An 18,226-nucleotide genomic window follows, 5' to 3' on the forward strand; every position below is an offset into this window, starting at 1 on the left:
CTCAGAGCGGGCAGGGCTCAGAGCGGGCAGGGCTCAGAGCGGGCAGGGCTCAGAGCGGGCAGGGCTCAGAGCCGGGCGGGCCTCAGGAGCGGGCGGCGGTGATCCAGGAGGCATGCAGGTCGGCGTACACGCCGGGCTCGTCCACCAGCTTCGCGTGCGGCCCGCGCTGCACCAGGCGGCCGGAGTCGAAGACCAGGACCTCGTCCGCGTTCTCCGCCGTGGACAGGCGGTGCGCGATCGAGACGGCCGTGCGGCCCCTGGTGACGCCTTCGAGGGCGCGCGCCAGGCGTACCTCGGTGGCCGGGTCCACCGCGGAGGTGGCCTCGTCCAGCAGGAGCAGGTCGGGGTCGGCGAGGTAGGCGCGGGCCAGGGCGACGAGCTGGCGCTCGCCCGCCGACAGCGACTCACCGCGCTGCCCGACCGGCGTGGCCAGGCCGGCGGGCAGGCCCTCCAGCCAGTCGGCCAGGCCGAGCTCGGTCAGGGCCAGCTCGATCTCCTGGGCGGTGGCCGACGGCTTGCCGAAGCGGATGTTGTCCTCCAGGGTCCCGTCGAACAGGAAGCCGTCCTGCGGGACCATGACGATCCGTTCGCGCAGGGAGGAGAAGCGCACGTCGCGCAGGTCGTGGCCGTCCACCGTGACGCGCCCAGAGCCGGGGTCCATGAGCCTGGTCAGGAGCTTGGCGAACGTGGTCTTGCCCGAGCCGGTCTCCCCCACGATCGCGACGCGGGAGCGGGGCGGGATCTCGATCGTGACCTCGCTCAGCACGGGCACACCGCCCGGGTAGGAGAAGTGCACGTTCTCGAAGGCGACCTCGATGGGCCCCCGGGGCAGTTGCACGCCGTTCTCGCCGGGGTCGGCGACGTCGGGCGGGGTGTCGAGGACGCCGAGGATGCGGCGCCAGCCGGCGACGGCGTTCTGCGCCTCGTTCAGCACCTCGGTGGCGGTCTGCAGCGGCGAGACGAACAGCGTCACGAGGAAGAGGAACGCCACCAGCTCGCCCTGCGTGATGTCGCCCGACAGTCCGAGCCGCACGCCGAGCAGGACGATGCCGGCGATGGCGAGCGCGGCCACGATCTCGGTCAGCGGGAAGACGAAGCCGACGATGGTCTGCGCCCTGGTCTGGGCCTTCTTGTTGGCGTCCACGGCCTGGTCGACGCGCTCGGCGGTGCGCCGCTCCGAGGCGTAGGCCCTGATGACGGCGGCGCCGACGACGGACTCGCTGACGGCGGCCAGCATGTCGCCGGTGCGCTCGCGCACGACCGTGTACGCCCGCGACAGCAGCCGCTGGAAGCGCGGCAGGGCGATCATGAGCGGGACGAAGCAGGCCCAGACCAGCAGCGTGAGCTGCCAGGAGTAGACGAACATCAGGACGGTGGCCACGAACAGCTGGCCGAACGCCACGATGATCATCAGCCCGCCCCACTGCATGAAGGTGCTGATCTGGTCGATGTCGTTGGTGACGCGGGAGACCAGGGCGCCGCGGCGCTCGGTGTTCTGGGTGAGCACGGACAGGTCGTGGACGTGCCGGAAGCCGCGCACGCGCAGGGTGGCCAGGGAGGACTCGGTGGCCTTGTAGAGGCGCACGTTCATCACGTACGCGGCCAGGGCGGTGAGCACCACCGCGGCGGCGCAGATCACGACGGCGCGGGTGATGTACGCAACGTCGGGAGTGCCGCCCTTGAGGCCGGTGTCGATCGTCTGCTGCACCGCGATCGGCACGATGATCTTGCCGATGGTGGCGATGACGGCCAGCGCCAGCGTGCCCACCAGGCCCTTGCGGAACTCCGGGGTCAGGGAGAGCCCCTGGCGGACCGTGGCCAGCGCGGAACGTTCCGAGTCGCGCCGGATGCTCTGGACCGTCATGCGCTGATCTCTTCTTCCTCGATCGGGGGAATGTCGATGGCCGCGCGCTCGGCCTCCTCGCGCTCGTAGGCCGTCACCAGGTTGCGGTAGCCGGGGCAGCGCGCGAGCAGTTCCTCGTGCGTGCCGCGGTCGACGACCCGGCCCCGGTCGAGGTAGACGACCTCGTCGGCCAGCGCGATGGTGGCCAGCCGGTAGGCGACGACCACGACCGTCGACGCCTGGGCCGCGTCGCGCAGGCCGTGCAGGATCCTGGCCTCGACCTGGGGGTCCACGCTGGAGGTGGCGTCGTCGAGGACGAGCAGGCGGGGGCGGCGCACGACGGCCCTGGCCAGGGCCAGGCGCTGGCGCTGGCCGCCGGACAGGGTGGCGCCGCGCTCGCCGACCCGGGTGCCGAGCCCTGAGGGCATGCGGGCGACGAACCCGTCGGCCTGGGCCAGGCGCAGGGCGGCCCACACGTCTTCGTCTTCAAGGTCATGACCGCCGAGCGCGATGTTGCCGCGTACGGTGTCGTCGAACAGGAACGTCTGCTGCGGCACCAGCGCCACCGACTCCGCGACGCCCCCGTACGGCAGCTCGCGCAGGTCGACGCCGTCGAGCAGCACCTGGCCCGAGCCGGGGTCGACCAGGCGGGCCAGGAGCTGGACGAGCGTGGACTTGCCCGAGCCCGTGGGCCCGACGAGGGCGACGGTGCGGCCGGCCGGCACCTCGAAGGTGACGTCGTGCAGCACCTCCGCCTCGCCGTAGGCGTACGAGACGCCGCAGACCCGCAGCTCGGCCGGGTCGGCGGAGGTGGTGGCGGCGGTGCCGTACTCCATGGAGCCGGTCGCCTCCAGGACGGCCTGCACCCGCTGCCAGCCGACCACGCTGCGCGGCAACTCGGCCAGCACCCAGCCCAGCGCCCTGATGGGGAAGGCCAGCAGCGTGAACAGGTAAGCCACCTGCACCAGCCCGCCGGCGTCGATCGCGCCGGCCGACAGGCGGCTCGCGCCCACGGCCAGGACCGCGAGCACGCCCAGCGTGGGCAGGGCCTCCAGCATGGGGTCGAACAGGCCGCGCACCCGGCCGACCGCGATGTTGGCGTCGCGCAGCTCGTGGGCGCGGCGCCGGAACCGGTCGGTCTCCAGCTCCTCGCGACCGAGCGTCTTGACGACGAGGGCGCCGTCGAAGCTCTCGTGCGCGATCTCGCTGACCTCGGCGCGCAGCTGCTGGGCCCGGGTGGCGAGGGGGCTGAGCCGGCGCTGGTAGACCAGGTTGAGCACGGCGATGGCCGGGAAGATGAGGAAGCCGACGAGGGCCAGCACCAGATCGGTGAACAGCATCGCGACCGCCGCCGTGACCAGCATGACGATCACGCCGACCGCCATCGGCAGCGGCGCGAGCGGCGCCCAGGCGGCCTCGGCGTCGGCGCTGGCGTTCGACAGGAGCTGCCCGGTGGGGTGGCGGTGGTGCCACGACAGCGGCAGCCTCAGATACTGCTTGGTCACGTCGCGGCGCGACCTGGCCTGCATGCGGTACTGCATGACGCCGGCCAGGATCCGCCGCCCCGCCACGCCGATGGCCTTCAGCAGCGCGGTGCCGACGATCAGCAGCACGCCCGTCCACAGCGCGCCCGCCGTGATGTCGCCTTCGGTGAACGAGGTCAGCACCACGTTCTGCGTCGCCCAGCCGAGTGCCCAGGCGGAGGCGACGGTCATGCCTCCGTAGAGGGCGCTGGCGGTGACCGCCAGCGCGAAGACCGTCTTCTCGGTGCGGATGGCCACCCCAAGGACACGGAGTCCTTGACGCATCACGGCCGAGGTGACCTTGCTCGCCACGCGGGGGATTTCCTCTCAAGCTCGCACGTTTATACGTATGTCAGTATCACGTCTGATCACTTCGTTATTCCCACCGGTAGGGTTGGCCCTGTGACTCATGCTCGTGGCGAACGCGCCGCGCTCTGCGACCTGCTCGACCGGCTCGGCCCGGACGAGCCGACCCTGTGCACGGGCTGGACCACCGCCGATCTGGCCGCCCACCTCGCGATCCGCGAGCGCAGGCTGGACGCGGCGCCCGGCCTCGCGCTCAAGCCGCTGGCCGGCTACACCGCCTCGGTGCAAAACCGCCTGAAGACGCGCCTGCCCTATCCCGAGCTGGTCGGCCTGGTCCGCTCACCCGGCGGCGTGTACGCGCTGCTGCCCGCGCTCGACGAGGCCGTCAACACGCTGGAGCTGTTCGTGCACCACGAGGACGTGCGCCGCGCCCAGCCCGACTGGGAGCCCCGCGCGCTGCCCGACGACCTCGAACGGCTGATCTGGAAGCGGGTCTCGGGCGGGGCCCGGCTGATGCTGCGCAGGTCGCCCGTGGGCGTGGTGCTGCACCGGCTCGGCGGCGGCGTCGCGCTCGGCGGGCCCAAGGGCGGCGCCCGGGTCGAGGTCACCGGGCGGGCGGCCGAGCTGCTCATGTTCTGCTTCGGACGGCAGGCACACGCCAGGGTGGAGCTCACCGGCGAGCCCGACGCCGTCAGCGCGCTGCGCGAGGCCACCCTGGGGGTCTGACGACACGCCGACCGGCCCTGCCCGCGATCGGGCCGCCGAGAGGGATCCGGGCTCGACGCCCGCCCGCCGGCGCTCCGATCGACCCTGGCGACCTGGCTAAAGGCCGATCAATCTTCTGTCACGAGGCACCCACCTGCCACGCCCCTGCCGTCACGGAAATCCCGGCGCGGCAGGCGCTCGCGCGCGGGTTCAAGCCCGTACCATGGCATGAGAAAGAAGCCCCCCGGTTAGGATCATGTACATCTTCACAGAAGATGCCTAGTGATCGCCCAGATCCGGGTATATACGGCTGGGAATGGACTGCAGGAGGCCCCCCATGCAGGTCAAGAAGGTGATCACGTACGTGGCTGTCGCGTTCGTGGTCTTCTACCTGTTCACCCGGCCGGCCCAAGCCGCCGCCGCGGTCAACGGTGTGTTCGACGGAATCATTCAGGGAGCCAATCAGTTGGCCGTGTTCTTCTCAAGTGTTCTGACCTGACGGAAGGTTCTGTCTGCGTCAGGTGCTTCCAAGCGCTGCCAGATCGTGTTACGCAGGCAGAATGACAGATCGCCCGAGCGGCACCAAGATCAATCAGCTCGATCCCAACGCCCGGCGGATCCTCGAACGGGCCGAGCTTGAGGGCATCGAGCTGATCCGGTTCCTGTACGCCGACCACGGTGGCGTGATCCGTGGCAAGGCGGCTTCTCGGTCGCGGCTGGCCGAACGGCTCAGCACAGGCATCGGGCACACGGTGGCCATGATGGCGATGAACATGCTCGACCAGCTCCAGGATGTCGAGCACATGGGTCCGGTGGGTGAGGTACGCATCGTTCCCGACCCCGCCACGTATGTGCCGCTGCCGTACGCTCCCGGCGCCGCGGCCATGCTGTCGGACCTGCGCCGTCCCGACGGCGCCCCGTGGGAGGCGTGCGCGCGGACGTTTCTCAAGGACGCCATCGCCGAGCTGGCGACCGAGGGTTACACGCTCGTCGCCGCGTTCGAGCCGGAGTTCACGCTCGGCCGCAGGCTGCCCGATCCGGCGGGCGGGCCCGACCGGCTGGTGCCGATCGACGACACGCTCTGCTACGCCGGGCTGGGCTTCGACACGGCCCACGACTACACGATCAAGCTGATGCGCGCCCTGGAGACGCAGGGGCTGCGGGTCGAGCACTACCATCCGGAGCTGGGCCCCGGCCAGCAGGAGCTGTCGGTGCGCCACGCCCCCGCCCTGCGGGCCGCCGACAACCACGTCATCTACCGCGAGACCGTCCGCGGTGTGGCCCTGCGCATGCAGATGTGGGCCTCGCTGGCCCCCAAACCGCTGGCCGACCAGGCCGGCAACGGCGCCCATCTGCACCTGTCGCTGTGGAGCGGCTCTCGTAATCTGTTCGCCGAGGACGGCGAGGTGCGGGCCGGCTTCATCGGCGGCCTGCTCGCCCATCTGCCCGCCCTCACGGCGCTGACGTGCGGCAGCGTCAACAGCTTCCGCCGGCTGGCGCCCCGCATGTGGTCCAGCGCGTACGCCGTGTACGGCCCCGACAACAGGGAGGCGGCCGTGCGCGTGTGCTCCCCGCTCGGCGACAGCGGCGAGCCGAACCTGGAGCTGAAGCCCTCCGACTCCTCGGCCAACCCCTACCTGTCGCTCGGCGCCGTCATCCACGCCGGGCTCGACGGCATCCGGCGCAAGCTCGACCCGGGCGAGGCCGTGGACGTCGACCCCGACACGGTCCCCGGCCGCTTTCCCCGCCTGCCGGCCTCGCTGGAGGAGGCGCTGGACGCGCTGGAGGCCGACGAGGTGCTCATGGAGGCGCTCGGGCCGCTGCGGCGCGACGCGTACCTGACCGTCAAGCGGTCCGAGGCGGCCGCGTTCGCCGCCAAGGACGTCTCCTACGAGCTGTTCAACCACCTGCGGGTGTTCTGACGCCCGCGGAAATCCAGGCGTCAGAACAAGGGTTCAGCGGACCGGGTGGCCCGCCATCCGCAGCGTCTCCTTGACCTCGGAGATCTTCAGGGTGCCGAAGTGGAACACGCTGGCCGCCAGGACGGCGTCGGCGCCCGCCGCGACCGCCGGAGGGAAGTCCTCCAGCCGGCCCGCGCCACCGCTGGCGATCACCGGCACCCGCACGGCCGCCCTGACCGCGCGCAGCATCTCCAGGTCGTAGCCGTCGAGCGTGCCGTCGCCGTCCATCGAGTTGAGCAGGATCTCGCCCACGCCCAGCTCCTCGCCCCTGGCGGCCCACTCCACCGCGTCGATCCCGGTGCCGCGCCGGCCGCCGTGGGTGGTCACCTCGAACCCGCTCGCCGTGCCCTGCGCCCGGCGGGCGTCCACGGACAGCACAATGCACTGCGCGCCGAAGCGCCGGGACGCCTCGGTGAGCAGCTCGGGCCTGGCGATGGCGGCCGTGTTGAGCGACACCTTGTCGGCTCCCGCGCGCAGCAGCCGGTCGACGTCCTCGACCGCGCGGACGCCGCCGCCGACGGTGAGCGGGATGAACACCTGCTCGGCGGTCCTGCGCACCACGTCGAGCATGGTCTCGCGCTCGCCCGACGACGCCGTGATGTCGAGGAAGGTCAGCTCGTCGGCGCCCTCCTCGTCGTAGCGCCTGGCCAGCTCGACGGGGTCGCCCGCGTCGCGCAGGTTCTCGAAGTTGACGCCCTTGACCACACGCCCGGCGTCCACGTCGAGGCAGGGGATGACTCTTACCGCAACGGTCATGCTCGCAGTGCCTCTATCTCGATCTCGACCAGCATGCGCGGATCGATCAGTCCTGCCACCCGCACCCCGGTGCAGGCGGGCCGTACTTTGCCGAAGACCTCGTTGATGGCCCGCCCCGCGTGGTCGAAGTGGCGCTGCTCGACCACGTAGTAGCGGACCATGATGACGTCCTCGCGCGCCAGGCCGCCCATCAGGACGGCTTCGAGCGCGATGTCGATCGCGGTCAGGGCCTGTCTGTAGGCGTCGCCGACGTGGCGCACCTCTCCGTCGACCGTGGAGGTGCAGCCGGACACGATCACCCGGTCGCCCGCCACCACGGCACGGGCGTAGCCGTACTTCTCCTCCCAGATGCCGCCGGAGAACACCCGGTATCCGGTGCTTTCCATACCGATGCTGCTGACGCTCATCTCGCCCCCTCCCGGCAAGAGCTACACGCGTACCGCGGCCAGCGCGTTTTCCAGTGTGAACGCGTGAGCGTAGAGCGCCCTTCCCACGATGGCGCCTTCCACTCCCTCCGGGACGAGAGAAGCGAGTGCCAGCAGGTCATCGAGGCTGGAAACGCCGCCGCTGGCGACCACGGGCTTGTCGGTACGGGCGCAGATGCGGCGGTAGAGGTCGAGATTGGGGCCCTGCAGCATGCCGTCCTTGGTCACGTCGGTGACCACGTAGCGGGGGCAGCCGTCGGACTCCAGCCGGTCGAGGACCTCCCACAGGTCGCCGCCCTCCTCGGTCCAGCCGCGGGCGGCCAGCGTGGTGCCGCGCACGTCGAGCCCGACCGCGATCCGGTCGCCGTGCTCGGCGATGATCTTCCGGCACCACTCGGGGTTCTCCAGCGCGGCGGTGCCGATGTTGACCCGGCGGCAGCCGGTGGCCAGGGCGGCGGCCAGGGACTCGTCGTCGCGGATGCCGCCGGACAGCTCCACGTTCACGTCGACCCGGCCGATGACCTCGGCGATCAGGTCGCGGTTGGTGCCGCGGCCGAAGGCGGCGTCGAGGTCGACGACGTGGATCCACTCGGCGCCCGCCTCCTGCCAGGCCAGCGCGGCGGCCAGGGGCTCGCCGTAGCCGGTCTCGGTGCCGGCCTCGCCCTGCACCAGGCGTACGGCCTGGCCGTCGGCGACGTCCACGGCGGGCAGCAATACGAGCGACATTCAGATCCTCCGGTCGAAGGCGAGGGTCACGACAACGGGCGCGAGCAACAGCGAGAAGATGAGGACGCCGAAGCTGACCGGGAGCGAGCCCCACACCAGCCAGGCGATCACCTGGACGATCACGAAGCCGAGCGCCACCACCGCGTTCTGGGCGCGGTGGCGGCGGGCGAGCAGGCCGCCCTGGCGGTAGAACCGGATCGGGCGCGGGACCAGGCGGGCCAGCCAGGCGCGGCGGCGGGCCCTGCGGGCCTGCCGCTCCTCGTTGACCTGGATGGCGCGGGCCCGCTCGGCCTCGCGTTCGGCCCGCCGCCGGGCGCGTTCCTTGCTCACGGTCTCTCCCGGCGGGCCGGACAGGCCATATGCGCGGCAGAGCGGCGGCTCATATGGTGCCGAGCCAGTTGCGCAGCAGCGCGGCTCCGGCGTCGCCGCTCTTCTCGGGATGGAACTGGGTGGCCATGAGCGGGCCGTTCTCCACGGCGGCCACGAACGGCACGCCGTGCTCGGCCCATGTGACCAGCGGCTCGGCGAATCCGTCGCCGGTGCGCAACTCCCACTCGCGTACCCCGTAGGAGTGCACGAAGTAGAAGCGGGTGGCCGCGTCGAGCCCGTCGAACAGCACGCTGCCGCCGGGCGCCTTGACGGTGTTCCACCCCATGTGGGGCAGCACGGGGGCTTCGAGCCGCTCGACCGTTCCCGGCCACTCGCCGCAGCCCTCGGTCTCGACGCCGTGCTCGACGCCCCTGGCGAACAGGATCTGCATGCCCACGCAGATGCCCAGCACCGGCCGCCCGCCGGCCAGCCGGCGGCCGACGATCTGCTCGCCGCGCACACCCTTGAGGCCCTTCATGCACGCCTCGAACGCGCCCACGCCCGGCACGACGAGACCGTCGCAGTCGAGCGCCGCGTCGAAGTCGGACGTCACGCTCACCTCGGCGCCGATCCTGGCCAGGGCGCGCTCGGCCGAGCGCAGGTTGCCCGAGCCGTAGTCGAGCACCACCACGTTCTTCTTGCTCACCACCACAACACCCCCGCCGTGATCGCCAGAACCGCGCCGACCGCGCAGACGGCCGCGCCGATCTTCAGCCCCTGCTTGAGCAGGGAGAACACACCGCCGCCCAGGAACAGCCCGATGAACACCATCACCCCGGCGAGCAGGTTGTCGGTCACAGGACGCCCTTGGTGCTGGGCACCCCGGTGGCGCGCGGGTCGAGCTCGGACGCCTCGCGCAGCGCCCTGGCCAGCGCCTTGAACTGGGACTCCACGATGTGGTGGGCGTTGCGGCCGTAGGGGACGTGCACGTGCAGGCAGATCGCGGCCTGGGCGACGAACGACTCGAGGATGTGGCGGGTCATCGTCGTGTCGTATTCGGGGCCGATCATCGGCGCCATGCCCTCGGGCTCGGAGTGCACCAGATAGGGGCGGCCGGACAGGTCGACGGTGACCTGGGCGAGCGACTCGTCCAGCGGGCACGACGCACTGCCGAACCGCCTGATTCCCGACTTGTCGCCCAACGCCTCGCGGAACGCCGCGCCCAGCGCGAGCGCGGTGTCCTCGATCGTGTGGTGGGAGTCGATGTGCAGGTCGCCCTCGGTCTTGACGGTCAGGTCGAAGAGACCGTGCTTGCCCAGCTGGGCCAGCATGTGGTCGTAGAAGCCGACCCCCGTGGCCACCTCGACCCGGCCGGTGCCGTCGAGGCCCACCTCCACCAGGACCGAGGTCTCCTTCGTGACACGCTCGACGCGACCTACGCGGCTCACAAGACTCCTTCCAGGGCGGCGCGGAACGCCGTCATCTCCTCGCCCGTGCCGATCGACACACGCAGCCATTCGGGCGGGCCCACCTCGCGGATGAGCACGCCGTGCTCCAGCATCCCCTCCCACACCTTGCGCCGGTCGGGGAAACGCCCGAACAGCACGAAATTGGCGTCGGAGTCGGCCACCGACAACCCCTTGCCGCGCAGCCAGGCCACCGTCGCGTCCCGCTCGCGCCGCAGCGCGTCGACCGTGCCGAGCAGCTCGGCCCGGTGCCGCAGCGCCACCAGCGCCGCCGTCTGGGTGAGCGTCGACAGATGGTAGGGCAGCCGCACCAGCAGCAGCGCCTCCACCACGGCCGGATGCGCGGCCAGGTAGCCCAGCCGGGTGCCGGCCATCGCGAACGCCTTGGACATCGTCCGGGTGACGATCAGCTGCGGGTGGGCGGGCAGCAGCGTCAGCGCCGACGGCGTGCCCTCACGGGCGAACTCGGCGTACGCCTCGTCCACCACGACCATGCCGGGCGCCGCGGCCAGCACCGCCTCGATCGTCTCCAGCGGCTGGGCGGTGCCCGTCGGGTTGTTGGGCGAGGTGAGGAAGACGACGTCGGGGCGGTGCTCCTCGATCGCGGCGGTGGCCTTGCCCGGATCGAGGGAGAAGTCCTCCTCGCGGGTCGCCCTGACCCACTCGGTGCTGGTGCCGCCGGTGATGATCGGGTGCATGGAGTAGGACGGCTCGAAGCCCAGCGCGGTGCGGCCGTGGCCGCCGAACGCCTGAAGGATCTGCTGCAGCACCTCGTTGGAGCCGTTGGCCGCCCACACCTGCTCGGTGGTCAGGCCGTGGCCGAGGTAGCCGGCCAGGCCGGCGCGCAGCGCCACCGCGTTTCTGTCGGGGTAGCGGTTGAGCGTGCCCGCCTGCTTCCCGATCTCGCGGGCCAGGTCGGCGACCAGCTCGGGCGAGGGTGGGTAGGGGTTTTCGTTGGTGTTGAGCCGGACCGGGACGTCGATCTGGGGAGCGCCGTAGGGCGTCTTGCCCCGCAGATCGTCGCGGATCGGCAGATCGTCCAGGTTCACGCGGTCTCCGTGGGCACTCGCCAGTCGAATCGGGCGCGGATCGCGGCGCCGTGTGCGGGCAGGTCTTCGGCGTCGGCCAGCACCGACACGTGCGCCGCCGCGCCCGCGAGCGCCTCGCGGGAGTAGTCGACGACGTGGATGCCGCGCAGGAACGACTGCACGGAAAGACCGCTGGAGTGGCAGGCGCAGCCGCCCGTGGGCAGCACGTGGTTGGAGCCGGCGAGATAGTCGCCGAGCGAGACCGGCGCGTAGGCGCCCACGAAGATCGCCCCCGCGTTGCGCACCCGCGCCGCGACGGCCGCCGCGTCGGCGGTGTGGATCTCCAGGTGCTCGGCGGCGTAGGCGTCGACCACCTTCAGCCCGTCGTCGATCGAGCCGACCAGCACGATGCCGGACTGCCGGCCGCTCAGCGCCTCGGTGATGCGCTCGGTGTGGCGGGTGGCCGAGACCTGGCCCGGCAGCTCCTTCTCGACCGCGTCGGCCAGCTCGGCGCTGGTGGTGACCAGCACCGCGGCGGCGATCGTGTCGTGCTCGGCCTGGCTGATCAGGTCGGCGGCGACGTGGACCGGGTCGGCCGTCTCGTCGGCCAGGATCGCGATCTCGGTCGGGCCGGCCTCGGAGTCGATGCCGATGCGCCCCTTGAGCAGCCGCTTGGCCGCCGCCACGTAGATGTTGCCAGGACCGGTCACCATCGTGGCCGCCGGGCACTCCTCGGTGCCGTAGGCGAACATGGCCACCGCCTGCGCCCCGCCCACCGCGTAGACCTCGTCCACGCCGAGCAGCGCGCACGCGGCCATGATGGCCGGGTGCGGCAGCCCGCCGAACTCCTTCTGCGCCGGGCTGGTGACGGCCAGCGAGCCGACGCCGGCCTCCTGCGCGGGCACCACGTTCATCACCACGCTGGACGGGTAGACCGCCCGGCCGCCGGGGACGTAGAGGCCGACCCGGTCGACCGGCACCCACCGCTCGGTCACGGTGCCGCCGGGCACGACCTCGGTGGTGACGTCGGCGCGGCGCTGGTCGCGGTGGACCAGCCTGGCCCGCCTGATCGACTCCTCAAGCGCCGCCCGCACCCTCGGGTCCAGCTCGGCCAGGGCCCGCTCCAGGGTCTCGGCGGGGACGCGGGCGGAGGCGATCTCGACACCGTCGAACCTGGCGGTCAGCTCCCGTACGGCTGCCGCCCCGCGATGGCGTACGTCCTCGCAGATGGGCCGCACCTTCTCCAGGGCGGCCTCGACGTCGAGCTCGGCGCGGGGCAGCACGTCGCGCAGATTCCCGGGCAGGGAAGCGCGCATGTCGATACGGGAAATCACCCTGACAGTCTACGGAGTCCAGACCCTGAATCCGGTTCTGTCCACATCGCGGAACGGCCCGGCGGTCGCGGGGCGGCGCTCGCCGACGCACGCCCCGCGGCCGCCGCACCCCGGACCGGGCCTGCCGGGGTGGCCGCCGTGGCCGTCACGGGGTACGGCCACGGCCGGGGAAAGCTCCGAGCACGTGCCACTGCCCCCGGCGCGGCCTCACTAACGCGCCACGCCAAGAAAAACTTCGAGTAACCCAAAGTTAACGTTGCGTCGTTTTTACCCGATTCGCGTGTCGTGGAGGGCGGTTTTCACCGGGTTTCCCGGCGCCTCCCCGCGACCATGGGGCCGCCGGCATTACCTGTCCATTATGTCCGCTCCCATACTCTTACCGGCATGGGACAGTGGCACGGCCCCGACGGCATCCTGGTGGAGGCGATCATCCTCGACGATCGCCCACTGCTGCGCGTCTCCCATCAGGTCAACGGCCGCACCTACCTGCGCGGCTACTGCGCCACCGTCTCCGAACTCGGCCAGCACGGCGTCGACCTGGCCGAACTCGTCGAACACACACCGCTTGACCATCTGTAGACCCCTCCCCGTCACTGTCGATCAAGCGGACGGGGTACGGCATGCACCATGTCGCGGCTGCCGGCCTACTCGCCGATGCTGGCCCAGCTCGGCACCCTGACCTCCGTCCAGGGTGCGGACTGGGCCGTGGAGATGAAATGGGACGGAGTGCGCGCCCTCGCCTACGTCGAGGACGGCGCCGTCCGCCTGATGTCGCGCAACGGCAAGGACATCACCCCCGCCTACCCCGAACTCCAGCTCATGGCCGGCGCCGCAGGCCCGCTCCCCACCGTGCTCGACGGGGAGATCGTCGCCTTCGACGAGGCAGGACGGCCCAGCTTCGAGGCCCTGCAACCCCGCATGCACCAGCGCAACCCCGTCGCCGTCGCCGAGCTGACCAGGACCACGCCGGTCACCTTCATGGCCTTCGACCTGCTCCACCTCGGCGACGACAGCGTCATCGCCCGCCCCTACACCGAGCGGCGCGAACTGCTGGAGAGCACGCTCACGCCGGGCTTCCGCTGGCAGGTGCCCGTCTGGTTCGCCGACCACGCCGCGCGGGCCTTCGACTCCTCGCGGCAGCTCGGGCTCGAAGGGGTCGTCTGCAAGCGCACCACCTCGCCGTACCGGCCCGGCCGGCGCAGCGCCGAATGGACGAAGGTCAAGAACGTCAGCACCGTCGAGGTCGTCGTCGGCGGCTGGAAACCCGGCGGCGGGCGCCGGTCGGGGACGATCGGGTCACTGCTGCTCGGCGCGTACGACCCGCGCGGGCGGCTGCGCTACGTCGGCCACGTCGGCACCGGCTTCACCGAGACCATGCTGCGCGACCTGCTCGAACGGCTCACCCCCCTGGAACGCCCCGACCCGCCCTTCGGCGAGCCGGTGCCGCGCGAGCACGCCCGCGACGCCCGCTGGGTCGAGCCCCGGGTGGTCGGCGAGGTGCAGTACGCCGAGGTCACCGGCGACGGGCGGCTACGGCACCCCTCCTGGCGGGGACTGCGGCCCGACCGCGAACCGGCCGAGGCGAGCACCAGCGAGATCCTGCCCCCGAACACGACCGGCGACGCCGCAGCGGGCTGACGCCTCCCCGTCTCCCGGCAGGCGAACAGAGCACGTCCGCCCTCATCCTCGCGACACACCCACCCCGACCACTCTTCGCACCCTTATGGTGACTTAAAGTGATCGAAACATCGGTCGAGCTGCTCGGGGGACATTGTGCGGAGAACCCTGGTCACCACCCTGATCACGCTGACGGGCGCCGCGCCCGCGCTGCCCGCGGCGGCCGACAAGCCGCCCGCGGCGCCGGCCGTCCTGTCGGCCGTCCTGTCGGCCGAACAGGCGGCGGCCCCGACCCGGCCCGCCCTGCCCGGATGGGGCGCCGAGGCGTCGCCCCTGATGCGCCCCGGGAAGGCCGTGCGTTACTGGACGCCGGGCAGACAGGCCAAGGCCACCGCCTCCGACCTGCCCCAGAGCCTGCGGAGCACGGCCCAGGAGACCACGGACTCCCAGAACGCCGCCCCCAAGAGCGCCGGCGTGCGGCACAGCGTGCCCTCGGCCAAGCTGATCACCCCCGGCGGCGACGACAACGGATACGCCCGCATGCGCAGGCCGTACACCGACGCGCCCCTCAGCCGCATCAGCGGCCGGCTCTTCTTCGTCAACGCCGCCGGCAGCGGCGACTCCTGCAGCGCCTCCGTCATCCGCTCCGCCTCCAAGCTGCTCATCGTCACCGCCGCCCACTGCGTGTACGGCGTGCCGGACGACTCGTCGACCGGCCGGTGGCACAGCAACTTCGCCTTCGTCCCCGCCTACGACGGCCGGGGCGCCGGCGTGCGGGAGCGGGAGCCGTACGGGCGATGGGGCGGCCGGCGGGCGTGGAAGCCCGACGGATACACCGGCACCAGCGGCGGCGACTGGAACAGCGTCTACGACATCGCCCTCATCGAGGTCGGCAAGCGCGACCGCACCCTTCAGGACGCGGTCGGCGCCTTCACCCCCATGCTCAACCAGGGCGGCAAGCACACGATCGCCACCACCGGCTACCCCGGCCTGCTCGGCAGGAAGCCGTACGACGGCAGGGACCAGCTCTTCTGCCTGGGCCGGACCAGGCAGATCGCCGGCGTCAGCCACGCCGAGCCCATGCTCTCCGCGCGCAGCGCCACCGGGGAGACGGCCCGGGCGGGGCGGCTGGAGACGTACAACTGCCATCTGTTCAAGGGGCACAGCGGCGGGCCGTGGGTCATCAAGGGCACCGGCGACCTGGTCGGCGTGCTGTCGGCGGGCAAGGAGGACGGCGAGGCCGACGGCAACTCGGTCGCCAACGCGCTCAACGTCGAAGGCTACGGCGCGATCGTCAAGCAGGCCGACCCCGACGGCGTCTACGACGCGCTGTCCGTCAAGCTGACCGGCCCCGCGCGCCCCGTCGCGCGCGGCGGCTCGGCGACCGTCACCGCCACCGTCACCATGCGCGGGCTGGCCGCCGCCGCCCAGGTGCCGGTCCAGCTCACGTTCCCGGCCGGCGTCCGCCCCGCCTCGGCCGGCGGGGCCGCCTGCAAGAGCGCGGGCCGGAACATGGCCTGCACGATCACCGCCGTCCACCCGGACCGGCCGGTACGGATCACCGCCCGGCTCGACCTCGCGGACGACGCCGCGCGCCGGCTGCCGATCATCGCCCGCGTCACCTCCACCCGCCTCGACCCGACCCAGCGCGACAACGTCAGCACCTTCCGCCTCCAGACCCGCGCCTGACCACCACCCCCGAGATCAGGCCGGTGACGGGGCGGAGCGGCCCTCGTCCGGCCGGGCCGGCACCGGAGCCGGATCCTTCAACGTCCTGGCCAGCAGCCAGGCCAGGACCGGGAACACCATCAGGCAGGCCAGCGCCGTCCTGAGCGAGGACGCCTCCGCCACCGCCCCCACCAGCGGGCTGGCCAGCCCGCCCACGCTCACCGCCAGCCCCAGCGTCACCCCGCTGGCCGTGCCCACCCTGGTCGGCAGGAAATCCTGGCCGAGCGTGACATGCAGGGAGAACGGCGCGTACAGGGCGATCGACGAGGCGGCGACGAACACGTACGCCACCGGACCGGGCACGAGCACCACGCCCGCGACCGCCGGGACGGCCAGCGCGTACGCCAGCCGCATCGTGCGCACCCTCCCCCACCGCGCCGCCAGCCGGCCACCCAGCACCGTCCCCACCGCCCCACCGGCGAACAGCACGAACAACGCCACCGCCCCCGCCGCCCCGCCCCCCATGTAGAGGGCCACGAAGGCGCTCAACCCCACGTACACGACGGAACGGAACACGATCACCAGCGTCAGCCTGACAAAAGACGGCCAGTCGTCACTCCCCGCGACCGGCGCGGCGGCCTTGGCCGCCCGCTCACCCCCGGACAGCGCCCTGATCGCCGGCAGCGTCACCACGGCCCCCAGCAGCGCCGGCAGCACCAGGAACGGCGAAGCCCCCAGACCCCACCCCGCCAGCAGCGGCGTCACCAGCACGGGAGCCGAGGCGAACCCCAGCGTCCCGCCCAGCGAGAACCAGCTCATCCGCACGTGACTGCCCTCGCTCGCGATCCTGGCCAGACGCGCGGACTCCGGATGATAGGCCGCCACCCCCAGCCCCGACAGCGCCACCGCCAGCCAGGTCAGCACATACGAGTCCGTCACCCCGCCCGCCGCCACCCCCGCCCCGGCCAGCACCATGCTCAGCGGGATCAGCCACGGCATGCGCCATCTGTCCGTCAGCACCCCGAACAGCGGCTGCACGATCGACGACAGCAACGTGGCGGCCAGCACGATGCCGGACACGGCGACATACCCGTAACCGCGCCCGGCCACCAGGAACGGCACGAGCGCGGGGACCGCGCCCTGGTAGAAGTCCACGGTGGCATGGCCGGCGGCGAGCATGGGGACCCTGTTCACCGTTCCATCGTTCATCAGGGCGCTCTGGCTCGCTTCCGATAAAATGCCAACTCATGCCGGAAATCCGCCACCTGCCGCAAGCACCCACCGGGCGGCGCCCGCTCGCGCCCGGCGCGGGCATCGACGCGCACCGGCACGACACCCACCAGATCGTGTACGCCTGCCGCGGCGTCCTGTCCGTCACCACCGGCGCGGGCATCTGGGTCGCCCCCGCCAACCGCGCCATCTGGGTTCCGGCCGGAACCGTGCACGAGCACCGGGCACACGGGGACACGGACCTGCGGCTGGTGGGGCTGACCGGCAACCCGCTCGGGCTGGAACGGCCGGCGGTGCTGGTGGTACGGCCACTGCTCCGCGAACTGATCATCGCCTACACCGACCCCACCGGCACCCCACCGTCCACCGGCCCTTCGACCGGCCCGTCCTGCGGGCGCGAGGGTGAGGGCGAGGAGCGGGAGCGGTTGCTGGGCGTGCTGCTCGACCAGCTCAGGCGCGCCCCAGAACAACCCCTCCACCTGCCCGCGCCCAAGGACTCCCGCCTGGCCGCCGTCTGCGCCCTGCTGCACCGCGACCCCGCCGACAACAGCACCCTGGACCAGTTCGCCGCCCGCTGCGGCACCAGCGGCCGTACCCTCGCCCGCCTGTTCAGGGCCGAGCTCGGCATGAGCTTCCCCCAGTGGCGCACCCAGCTCCGCCTCCACCACGCCCTCCTCCTGCTCGCCGGCGGCGTCCCCGTGACCGCCGTGGCGCACCGGTGCGGGTGGGCGTCGGCGAGCGCGTTCATCGACGTGTTCCGGCGGGCGTTCGGGTACACCCCGGGCCGGGCCTTTACAATGTAGATTCGCTACACTGGGATGTCGTGAGCAAGACGAAAGGCAAGGGCGGCACCCCGGCCACCGTGGCGCTGGCCAAGGCGAAGGCGGAGTTCACGCTCCATCCGTACGAGCACGACGCCTCGGCCCAGGCGTACGGCGAGGAGGCCGCCGACGCGCTCGGCGTGCCGTATGAGCGAATCTTCAAGACCCTGGTCGCCGAGGTCGAGGGCGGGCTCGCGGTGGCGGTCGTGCCGGTGGCGGGCAAGCTCGACCTCAAGGCGCTGGCCGGCGCGCTCGACAGCAAGCGGGCCGCGATGGCCGACGCCGCGAAGGTCGAGCGGGTGACGGGCTACGTCGTCGGCGGCATCAGCCCGCTGGGGCAGCGCAAGCAGCTCCCGACCGTGGTCGACTCCTCGGCGCTCGGCTTCGACACGATCTACTTCTCGGCCGGGAAGCGCGGGCTGCAGATCGAGACGGCTCCCGCCAACCTCATCACCCTCACCCGGGCCGTGACCGCACCCATCGGCAAGGCCGGCTGAGCTCACCTCCG

At 72.0% G+C, this 18,226-nt stretch carries 20 protein-coding genes; 8 read left to right on the forward strand and 12 right to left on the reverse strand.

From position 1 onward, the window contains the following. Positions 1 to 82 precede the first annotated feature (82 nt). A complete protein-coding gene (locus tag ABFX54_RS38680; RefSeq protein ID WP_346111758.1) occupies positions 83 to 1,864 on the reverse strand; it encodes an ABC transporter ATP-binding protein in 1,782 nt (593 codons plus the stop codon). Next, the gene (locus ABFX54_RS38685) at positions 1,861 to 3,651 is read right to left on the reverse strand and encodes an ABC transporter ATP-binding protein (protein ID WP_346111790.1); all 1,791 of its coding nucleotides are present in this window, start codon (positions 3,649 to 3,651) and stop codon (positions 1,861 to 1,863) included. The genes ABFX54_RS38680 and ABFX54_RS38685 overlap by 4 nt, the downstream gene beginning before the upstream one ends. 117 nt (positions 3,652 to 3,768) lie before the next feature. Here ABFX54_RS38685 and ABFX54_RS38690 point away from each other — a divergent pair, with 117 nt between their 5' ends. The 3 genes from ABFX54_RS38690 to ABFX54_RS38700 all read left to right on the forward strand — a co-directional run bounded on the left by ABFX54_RS38690 (position 3,769) and on the right by ABFX54_RS38700 (position 6,299). Next, the gene (locus ABFX54_RS38690; RefSeq protein WP_346111759.1) at positions 3,769 to 4,398 is read left to right on the forward strand and encodes a TIGR03085 family metal-binding protein; all 630 of its coding nucleotides are present in this window, start codon (positions 3,769 to 3,771) and stop codon (positions 4,396 to 4,398) included. 316 nt (positions 4,399 to 4,714) lie between these two features. Continuing rightward, positions 4,715 to 4,876: a hypothetical protein gene (locus ABFX54_RS38695; protein WP_169789240.1), complete on the forward strand. Its 162-nt coding sequence runs from the start codon at positions 4,715 to 4,717 to the stop codon at positions 4,874 to 4,876. Between the two features lie 61 nt (positions 4,877 to 4,937). Beyond that, complete coding sequence (locus ABFX54_RS38700; RefSeq protein ID WP_346111760.1) at positions 4,938 to 6,299, forward strand: glutamine synthetase family protein; 1,362 nt, start codon at positions 4,938 to 4,940, stop codon at positions 6,297 to 6,299. Positions 6,300 to 6,332: 33 nt separating this feature from the next. Here ABFX54_RS38700 and hisF read toward each other — a convergent pair whose 3' ends face one another. The 9 genes from hisF to hisD are packed head-to-tail and all read right to left on the reverse strand — an operon-like array spanning position 6,333 to position 12,382. Beyond that, complete coding sequence (hisF, locus tag ABFX54_RS38705) at positions 6,333 to 7,094, reverse strand: imidazole glycerol phosphate synthase subunit HisF (protein WP_346111761.1); 762 nt, start codon at positions 7,092 to 7,094, stop codon at positions 6,333 to 6,335. Beyond that, a complete protein-coding gene (locus ABFX54_RS38710; protein WP_346111762.1) occupies positions 7,091 to 7,501 on the reverse strand; it encodes a Rid family hydrolase in 411 nt (136 codons plus the stop codon). The genes hisF and ABFX54_RS38710 overlap by 4 nt, the downstream gene beginning before the upstream one ends. Positions 7,502 to 7,522: 21 nt before the next feature. Beyond that, entirely contained in the window at positions 7,523 to 8,245 is a 723-nt protein-coding gene (priA, locus tag ABFX54_RS38715; RefSeq protein WP_346111763.1) for a bifunctional 1-(5-phosphoribosyl)-5-((5-phosphoribosylamino)methylideneamino)imidazole-4-carboxamide isomerase/phosphoribosylanthranilate isomerase PriA, read from the reverse strand. After that, positions 8,246 to 8,575 (reverse strand): hypothetical protein, encoded by a 330-nt coding sequence (locus ABFX54_RS38720; RefSeq protein WP_346111764.1) that lies wholly within the window; start codon positions 8,573 to 8,575, stop codon positions 8,246 to 8,248. It abuts the gene before it with no gap. A 49-nt stretch (positions 8,576 to 8,624) separates the two neighbouring features. Next, positions 8,625 to 9,263: an imidazole glycerol phosphate synthase subunit HisH gene (gene hisH, locus ABFX54_RS38725; RefSeq protein ID WP_346111765.1), complete on the reverse strand. Its 639-nt coding sequence runs from the start codon at positions 9,261 to 9,263 to the stop codon at positions 8,625 to 8,627. Continuing rightward, positions 9,257 to 9,412 (reverse strand): hypothetical protein, encoded by a 156-nt coding sequence (locus ABFX54_RS38730; RefSeq protein ID WP_346111766.1) that lies wholly within the window; start codon positions 9,410 to 9,412, stop codon positions 9,257 to 9,259. The genes hisH and ABFX54_RS38730 overlap by 7 nt, the downstream gene beginning before the upstream one ends. Then, a complete protein-coding gene (hisB, locus tag ABFX54_RS38735) occupies positions 9,409 to 10,002 on the reverse strand; it encodes an imidazoleglycerol-phosphate dehydratase HisB (RefSeq protein ID WP_106244651.1) in 594 nt (197 codons plus the stop codon). The genes ABFX54_RS38730 and hisB overlap by 4 nt, the downstream gene beginning before the upstream one ends. After that, complete coding sequence (locus ABFX54_RS38740) at positions 9,999 to 11,069, reverse strand: histidinol-phosphate transaminase (protein WP_346111767.1); 1,071 nt, start codon at positions 11,067 to 11,069, stop codon at positions 9,999 to 10,001. The genes hisB and ABFX54_RS38740 overlap by 4 nt, the downstream gene beginning before the upstream one ends. Then, positions 11,066 to 12,382: a histidinol dehydrogenase gene (hisD, locus tag ABFX54_RS38745; RefSeq protein ID WP_346111769.1), complete on the reverse strand. Its 1,317-nt coding sequence runs from the start codon at positions 12,380 to 12,382 to the stop codon at positions 11,066 to 11,068. The genes ABFX54_RS38740 and hisD overlap by 4 nt, the downstream gene beginning before the upstream one ends. Before the next feature lie 384 nt (positions 12,383 to 12,766). On the opposite strand from hisD, the gene ABFX54_RS38750 reads away from it, so the two are divergent. The 3 genes from ABFX54_RS38750 to ABFX54_RS38760 all read left to right on the forward strand — a co-directional run bounded on the left by ABFX54_RS38750 (position 12,767) and on the right by ABFX54_RS38760 (position 15,688). Then, positions 12,767 to 12,961: a hypothetical protein gene (locus ABFX54_RS38750; protein WP_346111770.1), complete on the forward strand. Its 195-nt coding sequence runs from the start codon at positions 12,767 to 12,769 to the stop codon at positions 12,959 to 12,961. Positions 12,962 to 13,009: 48 nt separating this feature from the next. Next, positions 13,010 to 14,020 (forward strand): non-homologous end-joining DNA ligase, encoded by a 1,011-nt coding sequence (ligD, locus tag ABFX54_RS38755; protein WP_346111771.1) that lies wholly within the window; start codon positions 13,010 to 13,012, stop codon positions 14,018 to 14,020. Between the two features lie 135 nt (positions 14,021 to 14,155). After that, the gene (locus ABFX54_RS38760) at positions 14,156 to 15,688 is read left to right on the forward strand and encodes a trypsin-like serine peptidase (protein WP_346111772.1); all 1,533 of its coding nucleotides are present in this window, start codon (positions 14,156 to 14,158) and stop codon (positions 15,686 to 15,688) included. A 15-nt stretch (positions 15,689 to 15,703) separates the two neighbouring features. Here the strand turns inward: ABFX54_RS38760 and ABFX54_RS38765 are convergent, their stop codons facing one another. Next, on the reverse strand, positions 15,704 to 16,861 hold the full coding sequence (locus ABFX54_RS38765; RefSeq protein WP_346111773.1) for an MFS transporter: 1,158 nt from the start codon (positions 16,859 to 16,861) through the stop codon (positions 15,704 to 15,706). 53 nt (positions 16,862 to 16,914) lie between these two features. Between ABFX54_RS38765 and ABFX54_RS38770 the strand changes: the two genes are divergently transcribed. Together ABFX54_RS38770 and ybaK are read left to right on the forward strand one after the other, a co-directional pair. Continuing rightward, positions 16,915 to 17,700, forward strand: coding sequence for an AraC family transcriptional regulator (locus ABFX54_RS38770; RefSeq protein ID WP_346111774.1), 786 nt, complete (start codon positions 16,915 to 16,917; stop codon positions 17,698 to 17,700). A gap of 20 nt (positions 17,701 to 17,720) precedes the next feature. Next, positions 17,721 to 18,215, forward strand: coding sequence for a Cys-tRNA(Pro) deacylase (ybaK, locus tag ABFX54_RS38775; RefSeq protein WP_346111775.1), 495 nt, complete (start codon positions 17,721 to 17,723; stop codon positions 18,213 to 18,215). The last annotated feature ends 11 nt before the right edge of the window (positions 18,216 to 18,226 follow it).

It is taken from the genome of Nonomuraea maheshkhaliensis, from assembly GCF_039529435.1.
Classification (GTDB): Bacteria; Actinomycetota; Actinomycetes; order Streptosporangiales; family Streptosporangiaceae; genus Nonomuraea; species Nonomuraea maheshkhaliensis.

Coding starts and splice junctions, on each gene's coding strand:
- priA (WP_346111763.1), bottom strand. CDS start 8,245: ATGTCGCTCGTATTGCTGCCCGCCGTGGACGTCGCCGACGGCCAGGCC.
- ABFX54_RS38685 (WP_346111790.1), bottom strand. CDS start 3,651: ATGCGTCAAGGACTCCGTGTCCTTGGGGTGGCCATCCGCACCGAGAAG.
- ABFX54_RS38680 (WP_346111758.1), bottom strand. CDS start 1,864: ATGACGGTCCAGAGCATCCGGCGCGACTCGGAACGTTCCGCGCTGGCC.
- ABFX54_RS38750 (WP_346111770.1), top strand. CDS start 12,767: ATGGGACAGTGGCACGGCCCCGACGGCATCCTGGTGGAGGCGATCATC.
- ABFX54_RS38700 (WP_346111760.1), top strand. CDS start 4,938: ATGACAGATCGCCCGAGCGGCACCAAGATCAATCAGCTCGATCCCAAC.
- ABFX54_RS38710 (WP_346111762.1), bottom strand. CDS start 7,501: ATGAGCGTCAGCAGCATCGGTATGGAAAGCACCGGATACCGGGTGTTC.
- hisF (WP_346111761.1), bottom strand. CDS start 7,094: ATGACCGTTGCGGTAAGAGTCATCCCCTGCCTCGACGTGGACGCCGGG.
- ABFX54_RS38770 (WP_346111774.1), top strand. CDS start 16,915: ATGCCGGAAATCCGCCACCTGCCGCAAGCACCCACCGGGCGGCGCCCG.
- ABFX54_RS38695 (WP_169789240.1), top strand. CDS start 4,715: ATGCAGGTCAAGAAGGTGATCACGTACGTGGCTGTCGCGTTCGTGGTC.
- ligD (WP_346111771.1), top strand. CDS start 13,010: ATGTCGCGGCTGCCGGCCTACTCGCCGATGCTGGCCCAGCTCGGCACC.